At 63.8% G+C, this 22,308-nt stretch carries 22 protein-coding genes; 14 read left to right on the top strand and 8 right to left on the bottom strand.

Features of this window, described 5'->3' with window-relative positions; genetic code table 11:
- Positions 1-84 precede the first annotated feature (84 nt).
- Positions 85-1,614 (top strand): M20/M25/M40 family metallo-hydrolase, encoded by a 1,530-nt coding sequence (locus tag LPW39_RS12550; RefSeq protein ID WP_230775269.1) that lies wholly within the window; start codon positions 85-87, stop codon positions 1,612-1,614.
- A gap of 53 nt (positions 1,615-1,667) precedes the next feature.
- On the opposite strand, the gene LPW39_RS12555 is transcribed toward LPW39_RS12550, so the two are convergent.
- Together LPW39_RS12555 and LPW39_RS12560 are read right to left on the bottom strand one after the other, a co-directional pair.
- Complete coding sequence (locus tag LPW39_RS12555) at positions 1,668-2,720, bottom strand: purine-nucleoside phosphorylase (protein ID WP_230775271.1); 1,053 nt, start codon at positions 2,718-2,720, stop codon at positions 1,668-1,670.
- A gap of 43 nt (positions 2,721-2,763) precedes the next feature.
- Entirely contained in the window at positions 2,764-3,753 is a 990-nt protein-coding gene (locus LPW39_RS12560; protein WP_230775273.1) for a LysR family transcriptional regulator, read from the bottom strand.
- A gap of 151 nt (positions 3,754-3,904) precedes the next feature.
- Here LPW39_RS12560 and lysA point away from each other — a divergent pair, with 151 nt between their 5' ends.
- Positions 3,905-5,155 (top strand): diaminopimelate decarboxylase, encoded by a 1,251-nt coding sequence (gene lysA / locus LPW39_RS12565; protein WP_230775275.1) that lies wholly within the window; start codon positions 3,905-3,907, stop codon positions 5,153-5,155.
- On the opposite strand, the gene LPW39_RS12570 is transcribed toward lysA, so the two are convergent.
- On the bottom strand, positions 5,156-6,565 hold the full coding sequence (locus LPW39_RS12570) for an aminotransferase-like domain-containing protein (protein WP_230775277.1): 1,410 nt from the start codon (positions 6,563-6,565) through the stop codon (positions 5,156-5,158).
- A gap of 144 nt (positions 6,566-6,709) precedes the next feature.
- Here LPW39_RS12570 and LPW39_RS12575 point away from each other — a divergent pair, with 144 nt between their 5' ends.
- The 3 genes from LPW39_RS12575 (at position 6,710) to LPW39_RS12585 (ending at position 10,631) form a co-directional block, all read left to right on the top strand.
- A complete protein-coding gene (locus LPW39_RS12575; protein WP_230775279.1) occupies positions 6,710-7,996 on the top strand; it encodes a hydroxymethylglutaryl-CoA reductase, degradative in 1,287 nt (428 codons plus the stop codon).
- A 359-nt stretch (positions 7,997-8,355) separates the two neighbouring features.
- Positions 8,356-9,543 carry an IPTL-CTERM sorting domain-containing protein gene (locus LPW39_RS12580; protein ID WP_230775280.1) on the top strand — a complete coding sequence of 396 codons (1,188 nt, stop codon included), beginning with the start codon at positions 8,356-8,358 and terminating at the stop codon, positions 9,541-9,543.
- 119 nt (positions 9,544-9,662) lie between these two features.
- Positions 9,663-10,631: an NAD(P)-dependent oxidoreductase gene (locus LPW39_RS12585; protein WP_330166614.1), complete on the top strand. Its 969-nt coding sequence runs from the start codon at positions 9,663-9,665 to the stop codon at positions 10,629-10,631.
- On the opposite strand, the gene LPW39_RS12590 is transcribed toward LPW39_RS12585, so the two are convergent.
- The 4 genes from LPW39_RS12590 to LPW39_RS12605 form a co-directional block, all read right to left on the bottom strand.
- On the bottom strand, positions 10,632-11,633 hold the full coding sequence (locus tag LPW39_RS12590) for an NAD(P)H-dependent glycerol-3-phosphate dehydrogenase (protein ID WP_230775500.1): 1,002 nt from the start codon (positions 11,631-11,633) through the stop codon (positions 10,632-10,634).
- A gap of 121 nt (positions 11,634-11,754) precedes the next feature.
- The gene (secB, locus tag LPW39_RS12595; protein ID WP_116924716.1) at positions 11,755-12,216 is read right to left on the bottom strand and encodes a protein-export chaperone SecB; all 462 of its coding nucleotides are present in this window, start codon (positions 12,214-12,216) and stop codon (positions 11,755-11,757) included.
- 154 nt (positions 12,217-12,370) lie between these two features.
- A complete protein-coding gene (gene grxC / locus LPW39_RS12600; protein WP_133855354.1) occupies positions 12,371-12,628 on the bottom strand; it encodes a glutaredoxin 3 in 258 nt (85 codons plus the stop codon).
- Positions 12,629-12,718: 90 nt separating this feature from the next.
- The gene (locus LPW39_RS12605; RefSeq protein ID WP_133855353.1) at positions 12,719-13,126 is read right to left on the bottom strand and encodes a rhodanese-like domain-containing protein; all 408 of its coding nucleotides are present in this window, start codon (positions 13,124-13,126) and stop codon (positions 12,719-12,721) included.
- Positions 13,127-13,370: 244 nt separating this feature from the next.
- On the opposite strand from LPW39_RS12605, the gene gpmA reads away from it, so the two are divergent.
- The 4 genes from gpmA to LPW39_RS12625 all read left to right on the top strand — a co-directional run bounded on the left by gpmA (position 13,371) and on the right by LPW39_RS12625 (position 17,542).
- Complete coding sequence (gpmA, locus tag LPW39_RS12610) at positions 13,371-14,111, top strand: 2,3-diphosphoglycerate-dependent phosphoglycerate mutase (protein WP_230775281.1); 741 nt, start codon at positions 13,371-13,373, stop codon at positions 14,109-14,111.
- A gap of 334 nt (positions 14,112-14,445) precedes the next feature.
- A complete protein-coding gene (locus LPW39_RS12615) occupies positions 14,446-15,960 on the top strand; it encodes a S41 family peptidase (RefSeq protein WP_230775283.1) in 1,515 nt (504 codons plus the stop codon).
- An 88-nt stretch (positions 15,961-16,048) separates the two neighbouring features.
- Complete coding sequence (locus LPW39_RS12620; RefSeq protein WP_230775285.1) at positions 16,049-16,804, top strand: HesA/MoeB/ThiF family protein; 756 nt, start codon at positions 16,049-16,051, stop codon at positions 16,802-16,804.
- Between the two features lie 351 nt (positions 16,805-17,155).
- Positions 17,156-17,542 (top strand): response regulator, encoded by a 387-nt coding sequence (locus LPW39_RS12625; protein WP_230775287.1) that lies wholly within the window; start codon positions 17,156-17,158, stop codon positions 17,540-17,542.
- Between the two features lie 77 nt (positions 17,543-17,619).
- On the opposite strand, the gene LPW39_RS12630 is transcribed toward LPW39_RS12625, so the two are convergent.
- Positions 17,620-18,252: a response regulator gene (locus LPW39_RS12630; protein WP_021026242.1), complete on the bottom strand. Its 633-nt coding sequence runs from the start codon at positions 18,250-18,252 to the stop codon at positions 17,620-17,622.
- A 109-nt stretch (positions 18,253-18,361) separates the two neighbouring features.
- On the opposite strand from LPW39_RS12630, the gene LPW39_RS12635 reads away from it, so the two are divergent.
- The 5 genes from LPW39_RS12635 to LPW39_RS12655 all read left to right on the top strand — a co-directional run bounded on the left by LPW39_RS12635 (position 18,362) and on the right by LPW39_RS12655 (position 22,288).
- Complete coding sequence (locus LPW39_RS12635; RefSeq protein ID WP_230775289.1) at positions 18,362-19,699, top strand: sensor histidine kinase; 1,338 nt, start codon at positions 18,362-18,364, stop codon at positions 19,697-19,699.
- Positions 19,700-19,962: 263 nt separating this feature from the next.
- Positions 19,963-20,124 (top strand): DUF1328 domain-containing protein, encoded by a 162-nt coding sequence (locus tag LPW39_RS12640; RefSeq protein ID WP_230775502.1) that lies wholly within the window; start codon positions 19,963-19,965, stop codon positions 20,122-20,124.
- Positions 20,125-20,235: 111 nt separating this feature from the next.
- Positions 20,236-20,622 (top strand): hypothetical protein, encoded by a 387-nt coding sequence (locus LPW39_RS12645; RefSeq protein WP_230775291.1) that lies wholly within the window; start codon positions 20,236-20,238, stop codon positions 20,620-20,622.
- 93 nt (positions 20,623-20,715) lie between these two features.
- The gene (locus LPW39_RS12650) at positions 20,716-21,036 is read left to right on the top strand and encodes a BON domain-containing protein (protein WP_230775293.1); all 321 of its coding nucleotides are present in this window, start codon (positions 20,716-20,718) and stop codon (positions 21,034-21,036) included.
- A 127-nt stretch (positions 21,037-21,163) separates the two neighbouring features.
- Positions 21,164-22,288 (top strand): zinc-binding metallopeptidase family protein, encoded by a 1,125-nt coding sequence (locus tag LPW39_RS12655; protein WP_230775295.1) that lies wholly within the window; start codon positions 21,164-21,166, stop codon positions 22,286-22,288.
- Positions 22,289-22,308 lie beyond the last annotated feature (20 nt).

The following is a 22,308-nucleotide window of genomic DNA, read 5'->3' on the forward strand; positions in this document are numbered from 1 at the left end:
CGCGCCCGTGGGTGAGCGCGCACTCGGAGATACTCCAGGCCATTGCTTATCCTCGTATTTCCATTTCTCTGACGGAGCCCTTGCATGAAGTTCTCGACCCTCACCCTGCTCAGCGCCGCGCTGTGCGCCGCCGGCCTGGCCCAGGCCGCTGCCCCCTCCGATGCCGCCGTGCAACAAGCCAGCAGCGCCAGCCTGCGTGAATGGATCGAGGTGCTGGCCCTGCCCAATGACTCGAACGTGGCGGCCGACATCGAGAAGAATGCGCAGTGGTTCAAGGCGGCGCTGGAGAAGCGCGGCTTCCAGGCCCAGCTGCTGCCCAACCAGGGCAAGCCCATGGTGCTGGCCACCCTGCCCCCAGTGCCCGGCGCCACCAAGACGGTGCTGTTCTACGCCCATATGGACGGCCAGGCCGTGACCCCGTCCGAATGGCAGCAGGAGAGCCCCTGGAAGCCGGTGCTGAAGGAACGCCAGGCCGATGGCGCCTGGAAAGAGATTGCACTGGAGCAGCTCTACGGCGCCCAGCCCAACCCCGAGTGGCGCGTGTTTGGCCGTTCTTCGTCCGATGACAAGGCCCCCATCATCATGCTGATGGCCGCCATCGATGCACTGCAGCAGCAGGGCCTGGCGCCCAGCACCAATATCAAGATCCTGCTCGACTCCGAAGAGGAAAAAGGTTCGCCATCGCTGGGCGGCGTCATCCATGCCAACCTGGATGCCCTGAAGGCCGATGCACTGCTGGTGCTCGATGGCCCCATGCATGCCAGCAACCGCCCCACCCTGGTGTTTGGCAACCGGGGCGTGGCCCAGGCCACCTTGACCATCTATGGCCCCAGCCAGGATCTGCACAGCGGCCACTACGGCAACTACGCCGCCAACCCCGCGTTCACGATGGCGCAGCTGCTCGCCTCGATGAAGGCGCCCGATGGCCGCGTGCTCGTCAAGGGCTACTACGACGGCATCAGCTTTGATGCCCAGACCCAGGCCGTGATGAAGGCTGTGCCCGATGACGAGACCGCGCTGCGCAAGCGCCTGGGCATTGCCCAGGCCGAGAAGGTGGGCAACAACTACCAGGAAGCGATGCAGTACCCCTCGCTCAATGTGCGCGGCCTGCAAAGTGCGGATGTGGGGGCCAAGGCCCGTACCGTGGTGCCCGCCCAGGCGATTGCCGAGCTGGACCTGCGCACGGTGCCCGAGACCCCACCCGAGCGCCTGCTGCAGCTGCTCAAGACCCATATCGAAGGCCAGGGCTTCACCCTGATTGACGGCGAGCCCAGCGCCGAGCAGCGCGCCCAGTATCCCAAGCTGGCCAGCCTGAAGATGGGCGGCGTATCGGCCTCGTCCAGCGCCGTGCGTACCGACCTGAACGCCCCCATTGGCGACTGGCTGCGCCAGGGCATGCAGCAAGCCTGGGGCCAGGCGCCTGTGCAGATCCGCATGATGGGCGGCACGGTGCCCACGGGTGCAGCGGTGCAGGCGTTGAAGGTGCCCTTTGTGATCGTGCCCATGGTCAATGCGGACAACAACCAGCACAGCAAGAACGAGAACATGCGCCTGGGCAACTACTTCGATGGCGTCAAGAGCCTGGCATCCATCCTGAGCCAGCCCTGGAAATAAGCCACAAAAAAGGCCCCCAGCGTATGGGGGCCTGCTGTGCGTAGCGGTTCAGCTCAGCGCTGCGCTGGCACGCCGTCTTTCCATTGCGGCCAGTCCTTCACCACCGTGTCGACAAAGACGCCGCCCACGGCCGCCACATTGGCCACCGTTTCGGCAAAGCCGCCTGCGGTTTCGCCGGGCTTGGGGTCCAGGTGGGCCTGGGTCGTTTCCTGCGGGTTGCCCTGGTCAAAATTGACCGAGCCGCGCAGGCTCAGAATCCGGTCCGTGCCATGGCTGCGCTTGAGCACCAGCGCAATGGCGGCGGCTTCCATCTCGGTGGCGACATAGTCGTCCGCACCGTAGAGCTTGGCGATGTACTGCGCCTCCTTGGACAGACCCGGGCCATGGAAGAAGGTGTCGCCCGTCATATGCGTGCCCACATGCACGCTGGGCACCTTGCGCGCCGCCGCATCGGGGTAGCGCATGCGGTAGCGCTGGGCCGATTCGCTGTCCTGCAGCGGCACGGCGCGGGTCATCGCATAGGCGGCCTGGGTCAAGGCCGGGTTCAGCGCAAAGCGGCGGTAGTCCTCATAGCCCTTGCGCGGCATAAAGACGGGCGCGCCGGCCTGGCCCTCTTCCGGCGCCCAGCGGTGGCCCAGGTCATAGTCGACCAGCCAGCTGCCCCAGGTCACATCACCAATGGTGCCGCGCGATGGCGGCGTGCCGGCCACGCCGCTGATCACATAGTAGGCCTGGTCAAAATTGAACTGCGGGTTCAGCACGATGGCCTGCATCGAGGCCGAGGCATTGACCTTGCCCATGCCCAGCACGCTGCCGCAGACGCCATCGGTATTGCAGAACACCGGCCCCAGCGCGCCCGGCACCTGGATAGGCTGGGCATTGCGGAAGTAGCGCTCATACCAGTGCTGGAACTCGCCGGCCCGGTCGCCGGTGTTGGCACCGATCTCGAACATGGCCGCCACAAACACCTTCACCTGAACCGGTGGCGCGGCCTGGGCCGTCTTGGGCGGCTGGCTGCCGGTGCTGGCGCAACCTGAGAGCAACGCCAGCAACAGGGCGCTGGCGCACAGTGGCCGGGCGAGAGAGCGAAACGGGGCACGGGGCATGGGGTATTTCTCCTGGTCAGACCACCGGTATATCAGCGGCATATCAACGCGGTCCGGCGTGCTGCGCATTGTAGGTCGGCAGCGTGGCTGCAGCCTGGCCCAGCGCTGTCACCAAGGCATCGACCTCGGGGACCGCCGCCCGGTGCAGCGGCAGCAGCACCTGGGTGCGGAACGGAATCGAAAAGGCCAGCGGCCGCTGCACCAGGCCCTGGCCCATGCAGGCCTGCGCAGTGAAGGGGTTCACAATCGCCAGGCCCAGGCCGTTTTGCACCATCGCGCAGACCGCCACGGCGCTGTGCGTCTCCAGCAGCATTTGCCGGCCCACGCCGGCATCGGCAAACACCTGGTCGATCTGGGTGCGGTAGGGGTCGCCCTCGGCCAGGCTGATAAAGGCCTGGTCCGCAAAGTCAGCGGGCTCCAGCCTGGGCCTGCGCGCCAGCGGGTGGCCGGCGGGCAGAACCGCCACCTCGTCCAATGCCGGCAAGGCCACGGCACGGGTGCCGGCCGGTGCCTCGCCATGCTCGGTCAGGCCCAGGTCATAGCGCTGGGCGGCCATCCATTGCTGCAACAGTGGCGCCTCCTGCGTGGCGACGCTGACCGCCACTGGCCCCTGCGCCTGCTGCATCCGCGCCAGCGCCGCCGGCAGCAGCGCATGGCTGAGTGCCGGCATGCTCAGCACGCTGATGCGCGCAGCTTGCGGGCGCGACAGCGCCACCGCGCGGTCAATCACCCGGTCCAAGCCCTGCCAGCTGCGCTGAACCTCTTCCCACAGCGCCAAGGCGCGGGCATTGGGCCGCAGCCGGCCTTGCACCCGCTCAAACAGCGGGTAGCCCAGCAGCTGCTCCATGCGCGCCAGATCGCGGCTCACCGTGGGCTGGGAGCTGAACAGCAGCCCCGCCGCGCCGGTCACCCCGCCCGCCAGCATGACGGCGCGGAACACCTCGATATGGCGGTGCTGCAGCCGGGGCGCTGACGGGCTCGGCTCCCGGGATGGATCGGAAGCGGAGGGAGCGGGGCTTGGCGAACGGGGCATGGGCAGGAGGCACGACGACAGAGACATATCCATTATGAATGACATGCCGACAAATAAGCATTAGACCAAATACCCCGCCCCAGGCACACTGGGCAGCTGATTTCTCCAATCTCTCCGACTCCCCGATTCCAAGCCCTGCGGCACACCGACTATGAGCAACCCCTTTACCCCCGATCTGCTGTGGCAGCTGGCCGATGACTTCAACACCCCGCTGTGGGTGTATGACGCGGACACCATCCGCCAGCGCATTGCCGAGCTGCAGGCCTTCGACACCGTGCGCTTTGCGCAAAAGGCCTGCTCCAACATCCATGTGCTGCAGCTGATGCGTGCGCAAGGCGTCAAGGTGGATGCGGTCTCGCGCGGCGAAGTGCTGCGCGCGCTGGCAGCCGGCTACCAGGGCGGTTTTGGCGAGCCTTCCGACATCGTGTTCACCGCCGATGTGATGGACGAGGCCACCCTGGCCACCGTGGTCGAGCACCAAATCCCCGTCAATGCCGGCTCCATCGACATGCTGCACCAGCTGGGCCAGGCATCGCCCGGCCATGCGGTCTGGCTGCGCATCAACCCCGGCTTTGGCCATGGCCACAGCAACAAGACCAATACCGGCGGCGAGCACAGCAAGCACGGCATCTGGCACAGCGACCTGACGATGGCGCTGGCGGTGATCGCCGAGCGCGGCCTGCAGCTGGTGGGTCTGCACATGCACATCGGCTCGGGCGTGGACTACGGCCACCTGCAGGAAGTTTGCGGCGCGATGGTGCAGCTGGTGCAGCGCACCCACGCAGCCGGCCACCGCCTGCAGGCCATCTCGGCCGGCGGCGGCCTGTCCATCCCCTACAAGGAGGGCGATGCCACCATCGACACCCAGCACTACTTTGGCCTCTGGGATGCGGCCCGCAAGCAGGCCGAGGCACTGGTGGGCCACCACCTGGGCCTGGAGCTGGAGCCGGGCCGTTACCTGGTGGCCGAATCCGGTGTGCTGCTGGGCACCGTGCGCGCCACCAAGGATGCCGGCAGCAACCACTTTGTGCTGGTCGATACCGGCTTCAACGAGCTGATGCGTCCGTCGATGTACGGCAGCTACCACGGCATGCATGTGCAGCGCCGTGGCGTCGGCGTGCTGCCTGCGCAGGGCGATGCCGTCGTCGCCGGCCCGCTCTGCGAGTCCGGTGATGTCTTCACCCAGGGCGAATCCGGCGTGGTGCTGCCCCGTCCGCTGGGTGATGCGCAGGTGGGCGATCTGCTGGTGATCCACGACACCGGTGCCTACGGCGCCTCGATGTCCAGCAACTACAACAGCCGCCCGCTGGCGGCCGAGGTGCTGGTCGAAGACGGCAAGGCGCGCCTCATCCGCCGCCGCCAGACGGTGGACGAGCTGCTGGCACTGGAACTCGGCCTCTGATCAGCCCGGCGCCGCGCGCCATGGCGCCATTGCCGCATCCAGGCGCGGCGATTGCATGGCCCCGACATTGCAGCGCGACCAGCGCGAGGTGGCGCTGCTGTCCAGGCTGAACACCCGGCCCGGCGCCATCGTCACCTGCCGCGCCAGCAGCGCGCTGGCCAGCTGGGCTGAATCCTCGCAACCGGGGAAGGCCGCCCAGAGGTAGAGCGACTGCTCGCTGCGCGCAAACACCTCGCAGCCCTGGCGGTCCATCCAGTCCAGCGCCTGCGCCGTGGCCTGGCCCAGGCGCCCGCGCAGCCGCACCAGGTGCCGCTCATACTGGCCCTCGCGCAGCATCACATCGACCATGCGCTCGCAGTACTCCGAACCGCTCACATGGATGAGGCTGCGCAGATCGGCCAGGTCGCTGGCCAGATCGGGGTGGCAGGCGATGAAGCCCACCCGCAGCGCCGCCGAGAATGACTTGGAAAAACTGCCGATGTAGATGGTGTTAGTCAGCTGGTTCAGCACCGACAGGCGCGTGGCCGTGGTTGGTTTGAAATCGGCCAGCGGGTCGTTTTCAACCACCAGCATCTGCTGCTGGGCCGCCAACTGCAGGATGCGGTAGGCCTTGGCAGCGCTCAGGTCCGAGCCAGTGGGGTTATGCGCCAGCGATTGGGTAAAGAACAGGCGCGGCCGCTCGGTCTGCAGCAGGCGCTCCAGCGCCTGCACATCGGGGCCATCGGCCTGGCGCGGCACGCCCAGCACGCGCGCGCCGGCCAGTTGGAGCTTGCCAAACAGCAGGTAGTAGCCGGGATCGTCCACCAGCACGGTCGTGCCCGGCGTCACCCAGTGGCGGATGACCAGGTCGAGTGCGTCATTGGCGCCCTGGGTCAGCAGCAGCTGCTGAGAGCTCACCTCCAGGCCGAACATGCCGAGCTTGCGCACCAGGCTGTCGCGCAAGGGCGCATAGCCCATGCGACTGCCGTAGCGGAACAGCGCGCCCAACCCCGTGCGCACCACCTTCTGGTGGTAGCGGTCCAGGCGCATATCGGCCAGCCAGCCGATCGGCGGAAAACCATCGCCCAGCGCCAGCGCGTCGGGCTGGGTCTTGAGCTGCTCGCGCATCAGCCAGACCACATCCATCGCGCGCTGCAGTGGCGCAGCACCCTCCCCCACAGCCAGGCCCGCCGCTGGCCGCTGGGCCAGCACATAAAAGCCCGATCCCCGCCGCGCCTCCACCAAACCGCGCGATACCAGCAGCTCAAAGGCCGCCACCACGGTGTTCTTGGCATAGCCATGCAGCTGCGCCAGCGCGCGCAAGGAGGGCAGCTTGTCACCTGCGCGCAGCACGCCGCCTGCAATCTGCCGGCCCAGCATGGCGGCCAGGTTTTCAGCAATCGAGGCCTTGCGGCCGGTGGCGGTGGGCATGGGTGCTCCTGGAGAAAGGCTGGGCACGATGCTGCGTTGCAGCAGCACTGTCCCGGCAAACTGTACCTGTCTATAGCGGTACAGTTTAGGTAGATTGCGGGCTGGACCTCAACGCATTCCAGCAAAAAATCACCAGGAGACACCATGGCCACCGATTCCCGCCTGCCGCAGTTCCGCGCCCTCAGCCCCGCCCAGCGCTGGGACGTCATCGCCAAGGCCTGCCAGCTGAGCGACGAAGACCGCGCGCTGCTGACCCAGCCAGGGGCCCTGCCCAGCAGCGTGGCCGACGGCATGATCGAGAACGTGATCGGCACCTTTGAGCTGCCGATGGGCGTGGCCGGCAACTTCCAGATCAATGGCCGCGATGTGCTGGTGCCGCTGGCGGTTGAAGAGCCCTCGATCATCGCGGCGGCCTCATACATGGCCAAGCTGGCACGCGAGGACGGGGGTTTTCAGACCTCCAGCACCCAGCCGCTGATGCGCGCCCAGGTGCAGATCGTCGGCATCCAGGACCCCTACGGCGTGCGGCTGGCGCTGTACCAGGCGCGTGCCCAGATCCTGGAGCTGGCCAACAGCCGCGACAAGGTGCTGATCGGCCTGGGTGGCGGCTGCAAGGACATCGAGGTCCATGTCTTCCCCGACTCGCCCCGTGGCCCCATGGTGGTCATGCACCTGATCGTTGATGTGCGCGATGCGATGGGCGCCAACACCGTCAACACCATGGCCGAATCGGTCTCGCCGTTGGTCGAGCAAATCAGCGGCGGCTCGGTACGGCTGCGCATTCTGTCCAACTTGGCCGATCTGCGCCTGGCCCGCGCCCGTGTACGCCTGACGCCCCAGACCTTGAAGACCACCGAGCGCAGCGGCGAGGAAATCATCGAGGGCGTGCTCGACGCCTACACCTTTGCCGCCATCGACCCCTACCGCGCGGCGACCCACAACAAGGGCATCATGAACGGCATCGACCCGGTCATCGTCGCCACCGGCAACGACTGGCGCGCGGTGGAGGCTGGCGCTCATGCCTATGCCAGCCGCAACGGGCGCTATACCTCGCTCACCACCTGGGAGAAAGACGGCAGCGGCGCGCTGGTCGGCACCATCGAGCTGCCGATGCCCGTGGGCCTGGTCGGCGGCGCCACCAAGACCCATCCGCTGGCCCGTCTGGCGCTGAAGATCATGGATGTGAAATCGGCCCAGGAGCTGGGCGAGATCGCGGCCGCCGTGGGCTTGGCGCAAAACCTGGGCGCCTTGCGCGCGCTGGCCACCGAAGGCATCCAGCGCGGCCACATGGCCTTGCATGCGCGCAATATCGCGCTGGTGGCAGGGGCCGTCGGTGCAGAGGTCGACCAGGTCGCCAAGCGCCTGGCCGCCGAGCACGATGTGCGCACCGACCGCGCACTGGAAGTGCTGGCCGAGCTGCGCCAGCGCTGAGACCATGGAGCGCGGGGCACCGCTTGCTCCGCGCCGCAATATACAGTCGCTTTCCATACACACATCAGCTTCGTGCGGAAATACATACAGCTTGATGCAAGTTAAGTGGCGGCTGCGAACCGGGGGCGACAGACAGCTCCGCATGCAGACGCACCGTCCGGCCCGCCGACGGCGCAGGGATCAGCGGGTATTCACTTGTATTCCACGACAACCTGCTAGCAACGTTGTAAATATCTTGCGTATTTCAGCGATGATTTACAGACAAATACAGTTCTTAATATTATTGATATTTTTTATTGAAATCATTTTTGCAATACAAATAAACTCAAACCCTCCCTTCGACTGTAGAAAGAGTTCATATGTTTGCAAAATGGATGGCTACGGCCGCCACCTTGTTGGCCTGCCAATGGGCGAGCGCGCAGCCCGTACCCTATATTCCGACGTTCAGCTGCCAGGCCAACAACGCCATTCTGAATACAGGTTATGACTTTGAAGCGGGTGCGCTGGTCCCCAACGGCGGCGAGGATATGCAATGGTGGGTATCCTCCAGCCAGACCGATCCAACGGGTGCGCTGGGTCCCAGCCCGGACGCCACCTGGAAGCCAAGCTCCGTTCCCACGTTGGCAGCATTGCCTACCGCTTGGGTATCGGGCAGCGCCCTGGGCGGCCAGACCAACTGGATCTCTCCCCTACCCAACGCCACGACCCGCCCTCGCCCGTACCCCTTTAATCCCACGGTCACCAACTACTACCGCATGCAGTTCAATCTGCCTGCCGGCATTCCCCCCAGCGCGCTGAAGCTGAGCATGGACTACTACAGTGACGATGGCATGCGAGGCGTATCGATCAATGGCGTGTTCCAGCCTTTGCCGCAAGGAGGCTTTGACGCTATCTCCGTACGAAATGCCCCCCTGACGGGACCCTGGGTTACCGGTCTCAACACCTTGATCTTCTCGGTCTTCGATGGAGGCTGGGGCTCGGGGATGCTGGCCCATATACAGCCCAATGACTTGCTGTGCCAGACCTCGCTGACCATCCAAAAAACCATCGACAAGCCTAGCTACGCCCCAGGAGAGACAGCGAACTACACGATCACCGTGCGCAACCCGGGCGCATCCGATGCCAGCCTGGTGACCCTCAGCAATGCAATGCCAACGGCGCTGAGCGAAGCAGCCTGGTCCTGCAGCGCGGCCAACGGTGCGGTCTGCCCCAGTGATCTGGGCAATGCACCTTTCAGTTTTGAACTGCCGCCAGGCGGCGAGCTGGTATTTGGCCTCTCCGGTAAGGTGGCCGAATCGGGCAGCCTGACGAGCGTCGTCACCATCGAGCCCGGCCCAGGTGCGATCTGCGACGCCAGCACGGGCTGCACGGCCACGGCAGACGCCGAAATCAGCAGCGAGATCATCCCGCTGGATCCAGATCCCCAGCCCACCCCTGAAAAAGTGCCCACCCTTGGCAACTGGGCGATGGCGATCCTGTCCGCGCTGACGATCGCGCTGGTGTGGATCCAGGCACGCAGGCGCCAGTGGGGCCGCCCACAACGCTGATAGCAGCCACGCATCCGCCGCCAAGCCTCGTACTGCCCAGCAGGTGGTACGGGGCTTGTGTCTGTCTGGTCTGGCACAGAGGACGCGGCAGCCGGTCGCCAAGTTGACTGCGGCCACCCATGCGCCCGCCATGGCCCAAAGGCCTTGCGGTACGCTGGGAACCCTTGCTTATTTGTGCACACCGCCAGGAGATTTACATGCCATCGCAAACAGCCCAGCCGGTCGTCGGCCTGATCGGGGTCGGCCTGATGGGCCACGGCATCGCCCGCAACGTCGCCGCCAAAGGCTTTCAACTCTATGTGCTGGAGCACCCCGGCAACCAGCCGCTGACCGAGCTGCTGAGCCTGGGCACGCGCACCTGCCAAAGTCCGGCGGAGTTGGCCAGCCACTGCGATGTGGTCATTCTCTGCGTGACCGGTTCGCCCCAGGTCGAAGCCGTGCTGACCGGCGAGCAGGGCCTGCTGTCGGCGCTGCGCCCGGGCACGGTGGTGATCGACTGCTCGACCGCCGTGCCCGCATCGACCGTGCGCATGGCCCAGGCCGTGCAGGCTGCGGGCGGAAAATTCATCGATGCGCCGATGACCAAGACCTCCAAGCAGGCGCATGACGGCCAGCTCAATCTGCTGGTCGGCGGTGATGCCGCCGTACTCGCCCAGGTGCAACCAGTGCTGGCCACCTTCACCAGCCAGGTCACCCATGTGGGCGCGCTGGGCGACGGCCACCGCATGAAGCTGTTGCACAACTTTGTCTCGGTGGGCCAGATGAGCCTGCTGGCCGAGGCCACCGCCTGCGCGCGCAAGCAGGGCATGGACATGCAGGCCTTCCACAGCGTGCTGGCATCCGGCGGCGGCGCAGGTGTGGCGCTGGACCGTCTGCAGTCCTACATCCTTGCCGACGACCCCTCGGGCATCGCGTTCTCGATCTCCAACGCGGCCAAGGATTTGAGCTACTACGCCACTATGGCCCACGATGCCGAAGCCGCAAGCCTGATCGCCGATGCGGCATCGACGACCTTGCAGAACCAGGTCCAGGCCCAGCACGGCGATGCCATGCTGCCGGCCCTGATCGGTCTGCTGGCCAAGTCCTGATTATTCAGCGCGGGGCTCGCGCCCCATCAGCGCCTGCACCACATCGGGGGCTGACAGGCTGCCGTCGAGCAAGGCCACGACAGCGGCCGTGATCGGCATCTCCACGCCCAGCTTCTGGGCACGTTGCAGCACCGTGCGGGCGCTGTACACCCCTTCGGCCACATGGCCGAGCGACTGCACTGCCTGCTCCAGGCTCTGGCCCTGGGCCAGCAAGAGGCCGATCTTGCGGTTGCGCGAAAGATCCCCTGTGGCCGTCAGCACCAGATCGCCCAGGCCCGACAGGCCCATGAAGGTATCGGTGTGCGCGCCCAGTGCTACGCCCAGGCGCGTCATCTCGGCCAGGCCACGGGTCACCAGCGCGGCACGGGCATTCAGCCCCAAATTCAGGCCATCGCAGAGGCCGGTGGCAATGGCCAGCACGTTCTTCACGGCGCCGCCGACTTCGACCCCGCTGATGTCCTCATTGGCATAGACGCGCAGGTTGTCGCCATGGAAGGCTGCGACCAGCGCATCGCGCACATCGGCATGGCGGCTGGCCGCCACCAAGGCGGTGGGCTGGTGCTGGGCCACTTCCTGCGCAAAGCTGGGACCACTCAGCACGCCGGCATGCAGCGCGGGCGCCACCTGGGCGCAGACCTCGTTGCCCAGCAGCCCATGGCTGCCGGCGGGTGCATCGGCGGGCACAGCCTCAAAACCCTTGCTGAGCCAGGCCACCGGCACCTGGCAGTCGCGCAGCATGGCCAGGCCGCTGCGCAGTGCCGCCATCGGCGTGCCCAGCACAATCAGCTCGGCCTGGGCCACCAGCGCTGGCAGATCGCCACTGCGTACCTCCAGTGCATCGGGCAAGCGGATGCCTGGCAGATAGCGCTGGTTCTCACGGCTGGTTTGCAGCTGGCTGGCCTGCTGCGCATCGCGCGCCCACAACTGCACGCTGTGGCGTGCGGCCGCATGCATGGCCAAAGCCGTTCCCCAGGCACCCGCGCCAATCACCAAGATCTTCATAGCCACAAACCCCCTCTTACCTCAACTCACATGCTGGCGCTGCCTGCTGCCGGCCCCCGGCAGATACAACAAAGGCCTTGCAACCGAGACTGCAAGGCCCTAGCGTTGTCAGCAGCGGCGATTACTGGGCCAGTGCGGCACCTGCACCAGCGCCATTGGCCTGGGCTTGTTGCTGTTCGTACATGGCCTGGAAGTTGATTTCCGCCAGGTGCACAGGCGGGAAGCCGGCGCGCGTCACGATGTCTGCCACGTTGCCGCGCAGGTAAGGGTAGACGATCTGTGGGCATGCCACACCGATCACGGCGCCCATCTGGTCGTCAGGGATGCCACGGATCTCGAAGATACCGGCTTGCTTGGCTTCCACCAGGAACACGGTCTTGTCTTCGATCTTGGTCTGCACGGTGGCGGTCACGGCCACTTCGAAAATGCCATCGGCCACAGGGGTGGCTTCCACGCCCAGCTGGATATCCACGCTGGGCTGGGTCTGCTCCAGCAGAATGGCTGGCGAGTTGGGTTGCTCCAGCGATGCGTCCTTCAGGTACACGCGTTGAATTTGGAACACGGGATTTTCTTGATCCGCCATGGTTGTCTGTCTTTCGCTAGAAAAAGGAATGGAGTGCAGCTGCGATGCCGCCCGGTGTGTGCGCCCCTCGCATGCAGCCTGCCATTATGCAATGGCTGAGTGGCAGCATGGAAAAGCCCGGGTGCCCGCTGGCGAGCACGCGCAAGCGCGGGGCTCAGGATTGGAGCAAGGGGACCAGTTCACCGCGCTGGTCCAGCGCAATCAGGTCATCACAGCCGCCGACGTGGGTGTCACCAATGAAGATCTGCGGCACGGTGCGGCGGCCGGTGGCCTCCATCATCACCGCCCGTTGCTCGGGATCGGTGTCGATGCGGATTTCTTCAATCTGCGCAACCCCCTTGGCTTGCAGCACCTGCTTGGCACGCGTGCAATAAGGGCAGTAGGCGGTGGTGTACATCTTTACAGCTTGCATCAGAGTGTCCTGCGGCTGCGGCCCTGCGAGAGGCCGCCAGCCCAATAGTGGGTATCTAAAGGCAGTACATGGGGCCATGCGCCCCAAAAATCAAGCCTTCTTGAGCGGCATGCTGGCAGCGCGCCAGCCCTTCATGCCACCGGCCAGGGCCTGCACGTTGGTGTAGCCCAGCTTCTTGGCCACGGCCACGGCACGCTGCGAGCGCTGGCCCTGTGCGCAGACAAGGATCAGCGGCAAGGCCTTGTTCTTCACGACGGAGGGCAGCTGCGCTTCGAGCTGGTCCAGGGGCACGTTCTTGGCGTTGCTGATATGGCCTGCGCTGAATTCCTGCGCGTCCGAGACATCCACCACCACCGCTTTTTCGCGGTTGATCAGTGCCACGGCGTTGGCGGGGCTGAGCGTGCCGCCGCCCATGTTCTTCATGGCGGGCATCATCAGCATCGCGCCCGAGCCCAGTACCAGCACGATCAGATACCAGTTGTCGATCAGAAAGTTCACACAAGTCCCTTGTCAAAAAATGCTCAAACAGCCTCGCATTCTAAAAGGGCCACCGAGCCGCTGCAGGATAAAAGCCTTTGAAGCGCGCGTCGCTAGCGCCGCCAAGCTGTGCAGGCACCCGGGATTTGTGCCTGCCTCTACAATCGGCGCCATTGTGAATGCAGCGGGCTGCCCAGGCCCTGTAGCGCCACCCGCCAGCGACACGCACCGATTTTTCGATTTTTGACTATCGCACGAGGATTGCATGTACAAGCTTGTCCTGATTCGCCACGGTGAATCGACCTGGAACCTGGAAAACCGCTTCACCGGCTGGACCGATGTGGACCTGACCGACACCGGCGTGGCACAAGCCAAGCAAGCCGGCCAGCTGCTCAAGGCAGAAGGCTATGACTTCGATGTGGCCTACACCAGCGTGCTCAAGCGCGCGATCCGCACTCTCTGGCACACCTTGGACGAGATGGACCGCACCTGGCTGCCGGTGCACAAGTGCTGGCAGCTCAACGAGCGCCACTACGGCGCGCTGCAAGGCCTGAACAAGGCGGAAACCGCCAAGAAGTTTGGCGACGAGCAGGTGCTGGTCTGGCGCCGCAGCTATGACACCCCACCACCCGCGCTGGAATCTGACGACCCACGCTGCGAAAAAACCGACCGCCGCTACGCCAGCGCTGCCGACCAGGTGCCGCTGACCGAATGCCTCAAGGACACCGTCGAGCGCGTCGTGCCGTTCTGGAACGATGCCATTGCACCGGCCATCCAGCGCGGTGAGCGTGTGGTGATTGCCGCCCACGGCAACTCCATCCGCGCGCTGATCAAGTACCTCGATGGCGTCTCCGACAGCGACATCGTGAACCTGAACATCCCCAATGGCATCCCGCTGGTCTATGAGCTGGACGCCAACCTGAAGCCGCTGCGCCACTACTACCTGGGTGACGCTGAAGCCGCCGCCAAGGCCGCTGCAGCTGTCGCCTCGCAAGGCAAGGCCTGAAGCACCGGGCTGCCCGCCACCCACGGGCGGCCGTGCAAGCCCCCACGGGAACTACTGCCTGCGCCTGGAGTCCGAGCGAGGCAGCCCAGGGGCTGTAGACAAGGATGGGGCGCCTCGCCGTTCTGGCAAAAAGCCAGCGCCTTCCGGCTAGATCTAGCGCCTGCCCGGATCAGCAGGCGGACGGAAATGACGACTGTCAGCCAGCGCCGCATGCCGGCGCCAATGGGCGGCTGCCGAAAGTAAATACTTGTCTTATCACCCGAAAACGGCTGCTGCGCCGCACCGGTGCAGGCGCTTGGGTGTATATTGGCACGCTATAGAAAGTTGTGAGCATATGGGCCAAAAATTGAAGATTGCCGGTTGGGTTTCACTGGGCGTGGTCGCCGGCGCGCTCACCACTGTGTCTTTGCAGACGGTCGCAAGGGGCGTGATGTCCCCCATGCCGCTGGAAGAAATCCAACAGCTGTCGGCCGTTTTCGGCCTGATCAAGACCGACTATGTCGAGCCGGCCGATGACAAGAAGCTCATCACCGATGCCATCTCCGGCATGGTCTCCGGGCTCGACCCCCACTCGCAGTACTTCGACAAGAAGTCCTTCCGCGAGTTTCAGGAAGGCACCAGCGGCAAGTTCGTCGGTGTCGGCATCGAGATCACCCAGGAAGACGGCCTGATTCGCATCGTCTCCCCGATCGAAGGCTCGCCCGCTGACCTGGCCGGCCTCAAGACCAATGACCTGATCACCAAGATCGACGACACGGCAGTCAAGGGCCTGTCGCTCAACGATGCCGTCAAGCGCATGCGTGGCGAGCCCAACACCAAGGTGGTGCTGACGATCCTGCGCAAGGACGAGAGCCGCAGCTTCCCTGTGACGATCACCCGTACCGAGATCAAGACCCAGTCCGTCAAGGCCAAGATGATCGAGCCGGGCTACGGTTGGGTGCGCGTCTCGCAGTTCCAGGAACGCACGGTGGACGACTTTGTGCGCAAGGTCGACGACTTGTACAAGCAGGACCCGAACCTGAAGGGCCTGGTGCTGGATCTGCGCAATGACCCCGGTGGTTTGCTCGACGCGGCCGTGGCCATCTCGGCGGCCTTCCTGCAGCCAAATGTGACCGTGGTGACCACCGACGGCCAGCTGGCCGAGAGCAAGGCCATCTTCCGCGCCTCGCCCGAGTTCTATGCTCGCCGTGGCAGCGATCCGATCAAGTCGCTGCCCGCCGCCATCAAGAACATTCCGCTGGTCGTGCTGGTCAACGAAGGCTCTGCCTCCGCATCCGAGATCGTCTCGGGCGCGCTGCAGGACCACAAGCGTGCCACCATCATGGGCGCCCAGACCTTTGGCAAGGGCTCGGTGCAAACCGTGCGCCCCCTGGGTCCGGACACCGGCATCAAGCTGACCACGGCACGTTACTACACGCCAAGCGGCAAGTCGATCCAAGCCAAGGGCATCGTGCCCGACATCATGGTGGACGAGTCGGCAGAAGGCGATCTGTTCGCCGCGTTGCGCACCCGTGAAGCGGATCTGGAGAAGCACTTGTCCAGCGGCCAAGGCCCTGAAGTCAAGGACGAGGCCCGCGAAAAAGCCCGCGAAGCCGCGTTGAAGCGCCTGGACGAAGAGAGCAAGAAGCCCGCCTCCGAGCGCCGTCCGCCCGAGTTTGGCTCGGACAAGGACTTCCAGCTGCAGCAAGCGCTGCACCAGCTCAAGGGCGAGCCTGTACAGGTCAGCCAGACCAAGACCGAGCGCCCTGCCGAGAAGAAGGACGAGGAAAAGACCAGCGCCAGCGACAAGCCCGCAGAGTCGAACACGGACGACACCAAGCTGCCGCCCGCGACCGAGCCCAAAAAGTAAAGCCCCAATCCAGCCTTTTTGAGGCTGCATCAAAAGGCCGCAAGCAGAGTTTCTGCTGCGGCCTTTGTTTTTTCCGACAATAGGCCCCATGAACGACGAGCAACTGCTGCGCTACTCGCGCCACATCTTTCTGGACGAGATCGGCATCGAAGGCCAAGAGGCCATCCTCGCGGCGCATGCGGTGGTGATTGGCGCGGGCGGCCTGGGCAGCCCCGCGGCCATGTACCTGGCATCCGCTGGTGTGGGCCGCATCACCCTGGTCGATGACGACACAGTGGACCTGACCAACCTGCAGCGCCAGATTGCCCACACCACCGAGCGCGTGGGCCAGACCAAGGTCAGCTCCTGCGCAGCCAGCCTGCAGGCCATCAACCCGCATGTCCATATCGGTACCGTGCAGGAGCGGGTCGATGAACTGCGGCTGCAGGCCCTGGTGGCCGATGCCAGCGTGGTGCTGGACTGCACCGACAACTACCGCACGCGCCAGGCCATCAATGCCGCCTGCGTGGCGCAGGCCAAGCCCCTGGTGAGCGGCGCGGCCATCCGCTTTGATGGCCAGATCAGCGTGTTTGACAGGCGCCACGAAGGCGCCGCCTGCTATGCCTGCCTGTTCGCACCCGACGAGCAGTTCGAGGAGGCCAGCTGCTCCACCATGGGTGTGTTTGCGCCGCTGGTGGGCATTATCGGTACGATGCAGGCTGCCGAGGCGCTCAAGCTCATCGCCGGCATTGGCCGCAGCCTCGACGGCCGGCTGATGATGCTGGAGCTCAAGGACATGGAGTGGAGTACGATGCGCATCAGCCGTAACCCCGGCTGCCCGGTCTGCGGGCAACTGCATACCTGATGCTCATCGCCAGCATTGGCCGCAATCCTGCCTGCCCGGTCTGCGGGCATCTGCATATCTGATGCTCATCGCCAGCATTGGCCGCGGCCTGGATGGGATGGCCGGCAGATGATGCCGGAGCTCAAGGACATGGAGTGGAGCACGATGCGCATCGGCCGCCATCCCGCCTGCCCGGTCTGCGGGCATCTTCATACCTGATATTTGGCCCTGTTATTTGTTTTTTGTATATATTTATTGATTTAAATTAAACCTACGAGGTGTTGTCCTACTTACGCCATCCTTTCAGACCGATGGTGTACGCATGGCTTGTTGCTATCATTGTTACGGTAAGACACACCCGTGTAGCCGTATATGCATCGCCGTTTGAAAACTTATCTGGTGGAAGACAACAAGACCATCCGCGACAACCTGATAGCCACGTTAGAGGACTTGGCACAGGTGGAGACCGTGGGGCATGCCAGCACCGAAATTGACGCTACGGAGTGGCTCAGCAATCCTTCCACAGACTGGGATTTGGCCGTGGTTGACATCTTTTTGCTTGAAGGCAGCGGCCTGGGGGTGCTGGAGAAATTGCAGGAACGTGCGCCGCACCAGCACCTGGTGATTCTCAGCAACTACGCCACGCCCAGCATGCGCGAACGTTGCGCGCAACTCGGCGCCAATCGGGTGTTCGACAAGTCCGAAGACATCGACGCGCTCATCGACTATTGCGTGGAGCGCACATCACAGTTGCAGTGAAGGCCAGCATGTGGCCCAGTTGGCAACTACAAAAAAGCGGCCTGGGTAGGCCGCTGGTTTCACAAAGGCATGCGCGCTCAGTCGATGAGACCATTTTTGAGTGCGTAGTAGGTCAGGTCGCTGTTCGATGCCAGGCCCATTTTTTCCATCAAACGCGTGCGGTAAGTGCTCACCGTTTTGACGCTGAGCGACAGCTGGTCGGCAATATTGCCCGCTGTCTCACCCTTGGCGAGCTTCAAAAACACCTGAAATTCACGCTCCGAAAGCTGCTCGTGCGGCGGTGCGTCTTCCTTGCGGTGCAGCTGCTGGGCCAGCAGATCGGCCACCGCAGGTGTCAGGTAGCGCTTGCCCAGCGAAATGGTGCGCAGCGCCTCGACAATTTCGGACGGATCGCACTCCTTGTTCAGGTAACCGCTTGCGCCCTGGCGGATCAGGTTGATCGCATAATGGGCTTCGGGGTAGCCGCTCAGGATCAGAATGCCCATGTCGGGCGCCTTGGCACGCAGCATGGCCAGCGCGTCGATACCGCTTTGGCCGGGCATGGACAGATCCATGATCAGCACATCGATCTCTTCCTTGCGCACCAGGTCAATGGCTTCCCGGCCATTGGCCGCCTCCCCCACTACCCGCAGGTCGACATGCTCTGCCAAAAATTGCTTGAGGCCCGAGCGCACAATCGCGTGGTCATCGACGATACCAACTTTAATCATATATCCCCTCATGCAGCGCAAACTGCAGCACCTGCAAGATGCAGGCGCTGCCCGAAGTTTGCTCTATTATCACTCGCATAAACCAAAAACCATCAAAAAAGGAAGCTCCATGCGTTGGTCTCGCTTGCGCAAATGGGCCATCAGTCTGCCTGCCGCCTTTTTGGCCGCTGCCGTGCTGATCGGCATCAACGAAGCTGGTTACTACCGCTCGCACGATTCGCTGCAGAACCTCACGGTCACCTACCAGACACGCACCACCCTGGACAAGCTGATGCAGCAGGTCGTGGATGCTGAAACCCATGCACGCGGCTACCTGCTGAGCGGCGAGGACAGCAACCTGGCCGACTACCAGCAGGCCTGCACCAACGTCAACAACGCAGTCGATGAACTGCGCGCCATCTACAGCGTCTTTCCTGAAGACCTGCAGACCTCGTCGATGCTGGGCCGCGAAGTGGCCAAGCGTCTGAGCCAGATGGACACCAGTATCGCGCTGCGCCGCCAGGGCCTCGACGAGGCTTGGCGCTTCCTGGTCAAAAGCCCGGAAGCCAAGGCCACGATGGAGAGCATGCGCAAGCTCAGCAATGAGCTGGTAATCCACAGCAATGAACGGCGCATGCACAACGAGGCCGAGATTCTCAAATCGCTCACCCTTGCCCGGCTGGGTATCGCCATCGTCAGCATCGTGGGGCTGCTCGCGTTCTACCTGTACTTGCGCCAGTCCAACCGCCTCACCGGCCTGATGCTGCGCGAGCAGCGCATGCTGGAGGACGAGCGTGACCAGCTCGAAAAGCAGGTACGCCAGCGCACCGCCACCCTGGGCGAGCTGGCCACCCACTTGCAGCAGGTGCGTGAAGACGAACGCGCCCATCTGGCGCGCGAGCTGCACGATGAACTGGGCGCGTTGCTGACCACGGCCAAGCTCGATGTGGCACGGCTCAAATCCAAGATCGACATGGCCGCACCCGATGTGCAGGAGCGCATCAAGCACCTGATCGAAACGCTCAACAGCGGCATTGCCTTGAAGCGCCGCATCATCGAAAACCTGCGGCCCTCGTCGCTATCCAACCTGGGCCTCACCGCCTCGCTGGAGATCCTGGCCAAGGAGTTTTCTGAAAGCAGCAATGTGGCAGTGGAGCTGAGCCTGGAGCAGATCAATGTGCCCGAGGCCATGCAGCTGAGCATCTATCGCCTGATCCAGGAGTCGCTCACCAATATCGGAAAGTATGCGCAGGCGCGCAACGTGCTCATCAGCCTTCAGAGCCACCCCAAGCATGTGTTCGTACAGGTGCGCGATGATGGCGTCGGCTTCGACCCCAGCCAGGCCCATCCGAACTCCCACGGCCTGGCCGGCATGCGCCACCGCATCGAGGCCAGCGGCGGGCGGCTGCACATTGCCTCCGCGCCCCAGCAGGGAACCACGATCTCGGCCAACCTGCCGCAGAACTGAGGCGGTGGGCAGCCCTTTTATCCGCCTTCCCCGCTGCGCCAGAATCCGCCTCCACCACAGCACAGACCGCGCAAGGGCCGCCGACAGGCGGCCCTTGCTGCATGCGGCCGCGCAGCTGCCGCGTTGCCGCAGCGGGCACGCGACAGCGGGAACCGTCCTACACCTGTTCTTCGCACCTGCTGGCAAGACGCCCTGCGGGCAGCAGCCAGAATGCAGTCATTGCTCGCACCTTCTTGCACAGCAAACAACATGAGGAGAAAAATATGCTGCATTACGCCGTTGTCTTCCTGGTCATTGCTCTGATTGCAGCCGTCTTCGGCTTTGGCGGTATTGCAGCCAGCGCGGTCGGCATTGCCAAGATTCTGTTTGTGATCTTCATCGTGCTGGCCATCGCATCGTTCCTGATGGGATTGTTGAAAAAGTAGCACTTTGACAGCCCTTGAAGCTGTGCTCACCACACGATACATTTATCTGGTTCGAGCAGGTCAACGTACACTGCAAGATCTTCATTGAACATCATAGAAAGAGGCTATTTCATGGATACCGAAAAAATTGCCAAGGACGCTGTGGACAAAGTCAAAGACACGGCTAACGACGTGCTTGACGGCGCTGAAAAGGCGGTAGACAGCACCCGTCGTGCAGTCAAGTCCGCTGCCAACAAGGCCGAGCGTGCTGTCGATGAATACGGCCATGAAAAGAACCACTCCATCGACCATATCGCCTCTCGCGCCCAGGACTGGGCAGAGCGCGGAATTGGCCTGGCGGCCGACTCGTCGCACCGTGCCCGTGAGCAGTTCTACCGTGCGCAAGAGCGTGCCAACGAGTACGTTGCCGACCAACCCGGCAAGTCGATGGCCATTGCGATGGCTGCCGGTGCCGCATTGGCAACCCTGGTCATCATGGCAACCCGCCGCCGCGACTGATTTTCAAGCATCTATCGGCATACAACGGATAAGTGCGGTGCAAATGCCGATCGATTTTCAAGCACCCTAACAATACTTTGCGAGGAAACAAAAATGAAACTCTCCCGTACTATCGCTATCGCTGCTTTCGCTGGTGCAACTCTGGTGTTGGCCTCTGGCTGCTCCGTGGCTCGCAAGCAAGAAACCGTGGGTGAATACATTGACGGCTCTGCCGTGACCACTGCTGTCAAGGCCAAGCTGGCTGAAGACAAGGACACCTCGGCCAGCTCCATCAATGTCAAGACCATGGACGGCGGTATCGTGCAACTGTCCGGCTTTGCCAAGTCGCAAATGGAAAAGGACCGCGCCGGCCAGATCGCTCGCGGCGTGAAGGGCGTGACCGAGGTGCGCAACAGCCTGATCGTCAAGCAATAAGCTTCGCGACTCCGCTCTGCCAAGAACCAGCTGGTGCAAGCCAGCTGGTTTTTTTGTGCCTGCACACAAGGCCTGGTCTGACCTGCAGGCCATGGTCAACAGAGCAGCGATGCGTTAAGCTAGTTTGATGCGCCTGTTCCACTGCGACCAATGCGGTCACCTGGTTTTTTTCGAGAGCGTGCACTGCGTCAACTGCGGCGCGGCGCTGGCCTACCTGCCCGACTGCGACGATGTAGGCGCGATGGCGGCATCGGACGCAGACAGCCCGGTGGCGGCACCTGGCCCACTGTGGCAACGCATCACCACCAAGGCCTCACCCAGCGGCCAGCGCTACCGCATGTGCGGCAACCGCGACCAGTACCAGGCATGCAATTTTGCAATTCCGGCCGATGCGCCCTTTACCCTGTGCAGCTCCTGCCGGCAGACCCTGGTGCTGCCCGATCTCTCAGTCACCGGCAACACTTTGCGCTGGCAGAAGCTCGAGAGCGCCAAGCGCCGGCTCTACTACACCTTGGCGCGACTGGGCTTGCACCCCGACCTGCCCGACTGGACGCCCCACTACCAGTTCCTTGCCGATGTGCCCGACCAGCCGGTGATGACCGGCCATGCCAACGGGCTCATCACCATCAATATCGCCGAGGCCGACGATGACGAGCGTGTGCGCCGCCGCGTGGCACTGCATGAGCCTTACCGCACCTTGCTGGGCCATCTGCGCCATGAGTCCGGGCATTTCTTCTGGGACAAGCTGGTGCGCGATGGTGGCGAGCTCGACAGCTTTCGCCAGCTCTTTGGCGATGAGCGCGAGAGCTACCCGCAGGCGCTGCAGAACTACTATGCCAACCCGCCAGGCTACATGCAATGGAGTGCGCAACATGTGAGCGCCTATGCCAGCGCCCATCCCTGGGAAGACTGGGCCGAATCCTGGGCGCACTACCTGCACATGGTCGATGTGCTGGAGACGGCAGCGAGCTACCAGACCGGATTGACAATGGGCGAAGGCAGCCCGCTGGTCACCATGGCTGACCCTTTCATCCAGCCCGCCCCTAGCTTTGAAGACATGGTGGCGCAATGGGTGCCGGTGACCTTGCTGCTCAACAGCCTCAACCGCAGCCTGGGCCAGCAGGATGCCTACCCGTTTGCACTGTCTGCCGGTGCGCTGCAAAAGCTGCGCTATGTGCATGACATCGTGCGGCGCCCACACCCTGCGGACAACCCCGCTGGCAACGCGCTGGCCCAGCCCTCAGCCGCCTAGCCAGCAGTGCAGCGGATGCA

Origin of the sequence: Comamonas koreensis (assembly GCF_021026195.1) — a bacterium.
Classification (GTDB): Bacteria; Pseudomonadota; Gammaproteobacteria; order Burkholderiales; family Burkholderiaceae_C; genus Comamonas; species Comamonas koreensis.

What these genes read in the sequence shown, in the direction of transcription:
- LPW39_RS12635 (WP_230775289.1), top strand. Translation starts at nt 18,362, where the DNA reads ATGCGTTGGTCTCGCTTGCGCAAATGGGCCATCAGTCTGCCTGCCGCC.
- LPW39_RS12645 (WP_230775291.1), top strand. Translation starts at nt 20,236, where the DNA reads ATGGATACCGAAAAAATTGCCAAGGACGCTGTGGACAAAGTCAAAGAC.
- lysA (WP_230775275.1), top strand. Translation starts at nt 3,905, where the DNA reads ATGAGCAACCCCTTTACCCCCGATCTGCTGTGGCAGCTGGCCGATGAC.
- secB (WP_116924716.1), bottom strand. Translation starts at nt 12,216, where the DNA reads ATGGCGGATCAAGAAAATCCCGTGTTCCAAATTCAACGCGTGTACCTG.
- grxC (WP_133855354.1), bottom strand. Translation starts at nt 12,628, where the DNA reads ATGCAAGCTGTAAAGATGTACACCACCGCCTACTGCCCTTATTGCACG.
- LPW39_RS12560 (WP_230775273.1), bottom strand. Translation starts at nt 3,753, where the DNA reads ATGCCCCGTTCGCCAAGCCCCGCTCCCTCCGCTTCCGATCCATCCCGG.
- LPW39_RS12570 (WP_230775277.1), bottom strand. Translation starts at nt 6,565, where the DNA reads ATGCCCACCGCCACCGGCCGCAAGGCCTCGATTGCTGAAAACCTGGCC.
- LPW39_RS12575 (WP_230775279.1), top strand. Translation starts at nt 6,710, where the DNA reads ATGGCCACCGATTCCCGCCTGCCGCAGTTCCGCGCCCTCAGCCCCGCC.
- LPW39_RS12640 (WP_230775502.1), top strand. Translation starts at nt 19,963, where the DNA reads ATGCTGCATTACGCCGTTGTCTTCCTGGTCATTGCTCTGATTGCAGCC.
- LPW39_RS12650 (WP_230775293.1), top strand. Translation starts at nt 20,716, where the DNA reads ATGAAACTCTCCCGTACTATCGCTATCGCTGCTTTCGCTGGTGCAACT.
- LPW39_RS12630 (WP_021026242.1), bottom strand. Translation starts at nt 18,252, where the DNA reads ATGATTAAAGTTGGTATCGTCGATGACCACGCGATTGTGCGCTCGGGC.
- LPW39_RS12620 (WP_230775285.1), top strand. Translation starts at nt 16,049, where the DNA reads ATGAACGACGAGCAACTGCTGCGCTACTCGCGCCACATCTTTCTGGAC.
- LPW39_RS12655 (WP_230775295.1), top strand. Translation starts at nt 21,164, where the DNA reads ATGCGCCTGTTCCACTGCGACCAATGCGGTCACCTGGTTTTTTTCGAG.
- LPW39_RS12555 (WP_230775271.1), bottom strand. Translation starts at nt 2,720, where the DNA reads ATGCCCCGTGCCCCGTTTCGCTCTCTCGCCCGGCCACTGTGCGCCAGC.
- LPW39_RS12615 (WP_230775283.1), top strand. Translation starts at nt 14,446, where the DNA reads ATGGGCCAAAAATTGAAGATTGCCGGTTGGGTTTCACTGGGCGTGGTC.
- LPW39_RS12625 (WP_230775287.1), top strand. Translation starts at nt 17,156, where the DNA reads ATGCATCGCCGTTTGAAAACTTATCTGGTGGAAGACAACAAGACCATC.
- LPW39_RS12550 (WP_230775269.1), top strand. Translation starts at nt 85, where the DNA reads ATGAAGTTCTCGACCCTCACCCTGCTCAGCGCCGCGCTGTGCGCCGCC.
- gpmA (WP_230775281.1), top strand. Translation starts at nt 13,371, where the DNA reads ATGTACAAGCTTGTCCTGATTCGCCACGGTGAATCGACCTGGAACCTG.
- LPW39_RS12585 (WP_330166614.1), top strand. Translation starts at nt 9,663, where the DNA reads ATGCGCCCGCCATGGCCCAAAGGCCTTGCGGTACGCTGGGAACCCTTG.
- LPW39_RS12580 (WP_230775280.1), top strand. Translation starts at nt 8,356, where the DNA reads ATGTTTGCAAAATGGATGGCTACGGCCGCCACCTTGTTGGCCTGCCAA.
- LPW39_RS12590 (WP_230775500.1), bottom strand. Translation starts at nt 11,633, where the DNA reads ATGAAGATCTTGGTGATTGGCGCGGGTGCCTGGGGAACGGCTTTGGCC.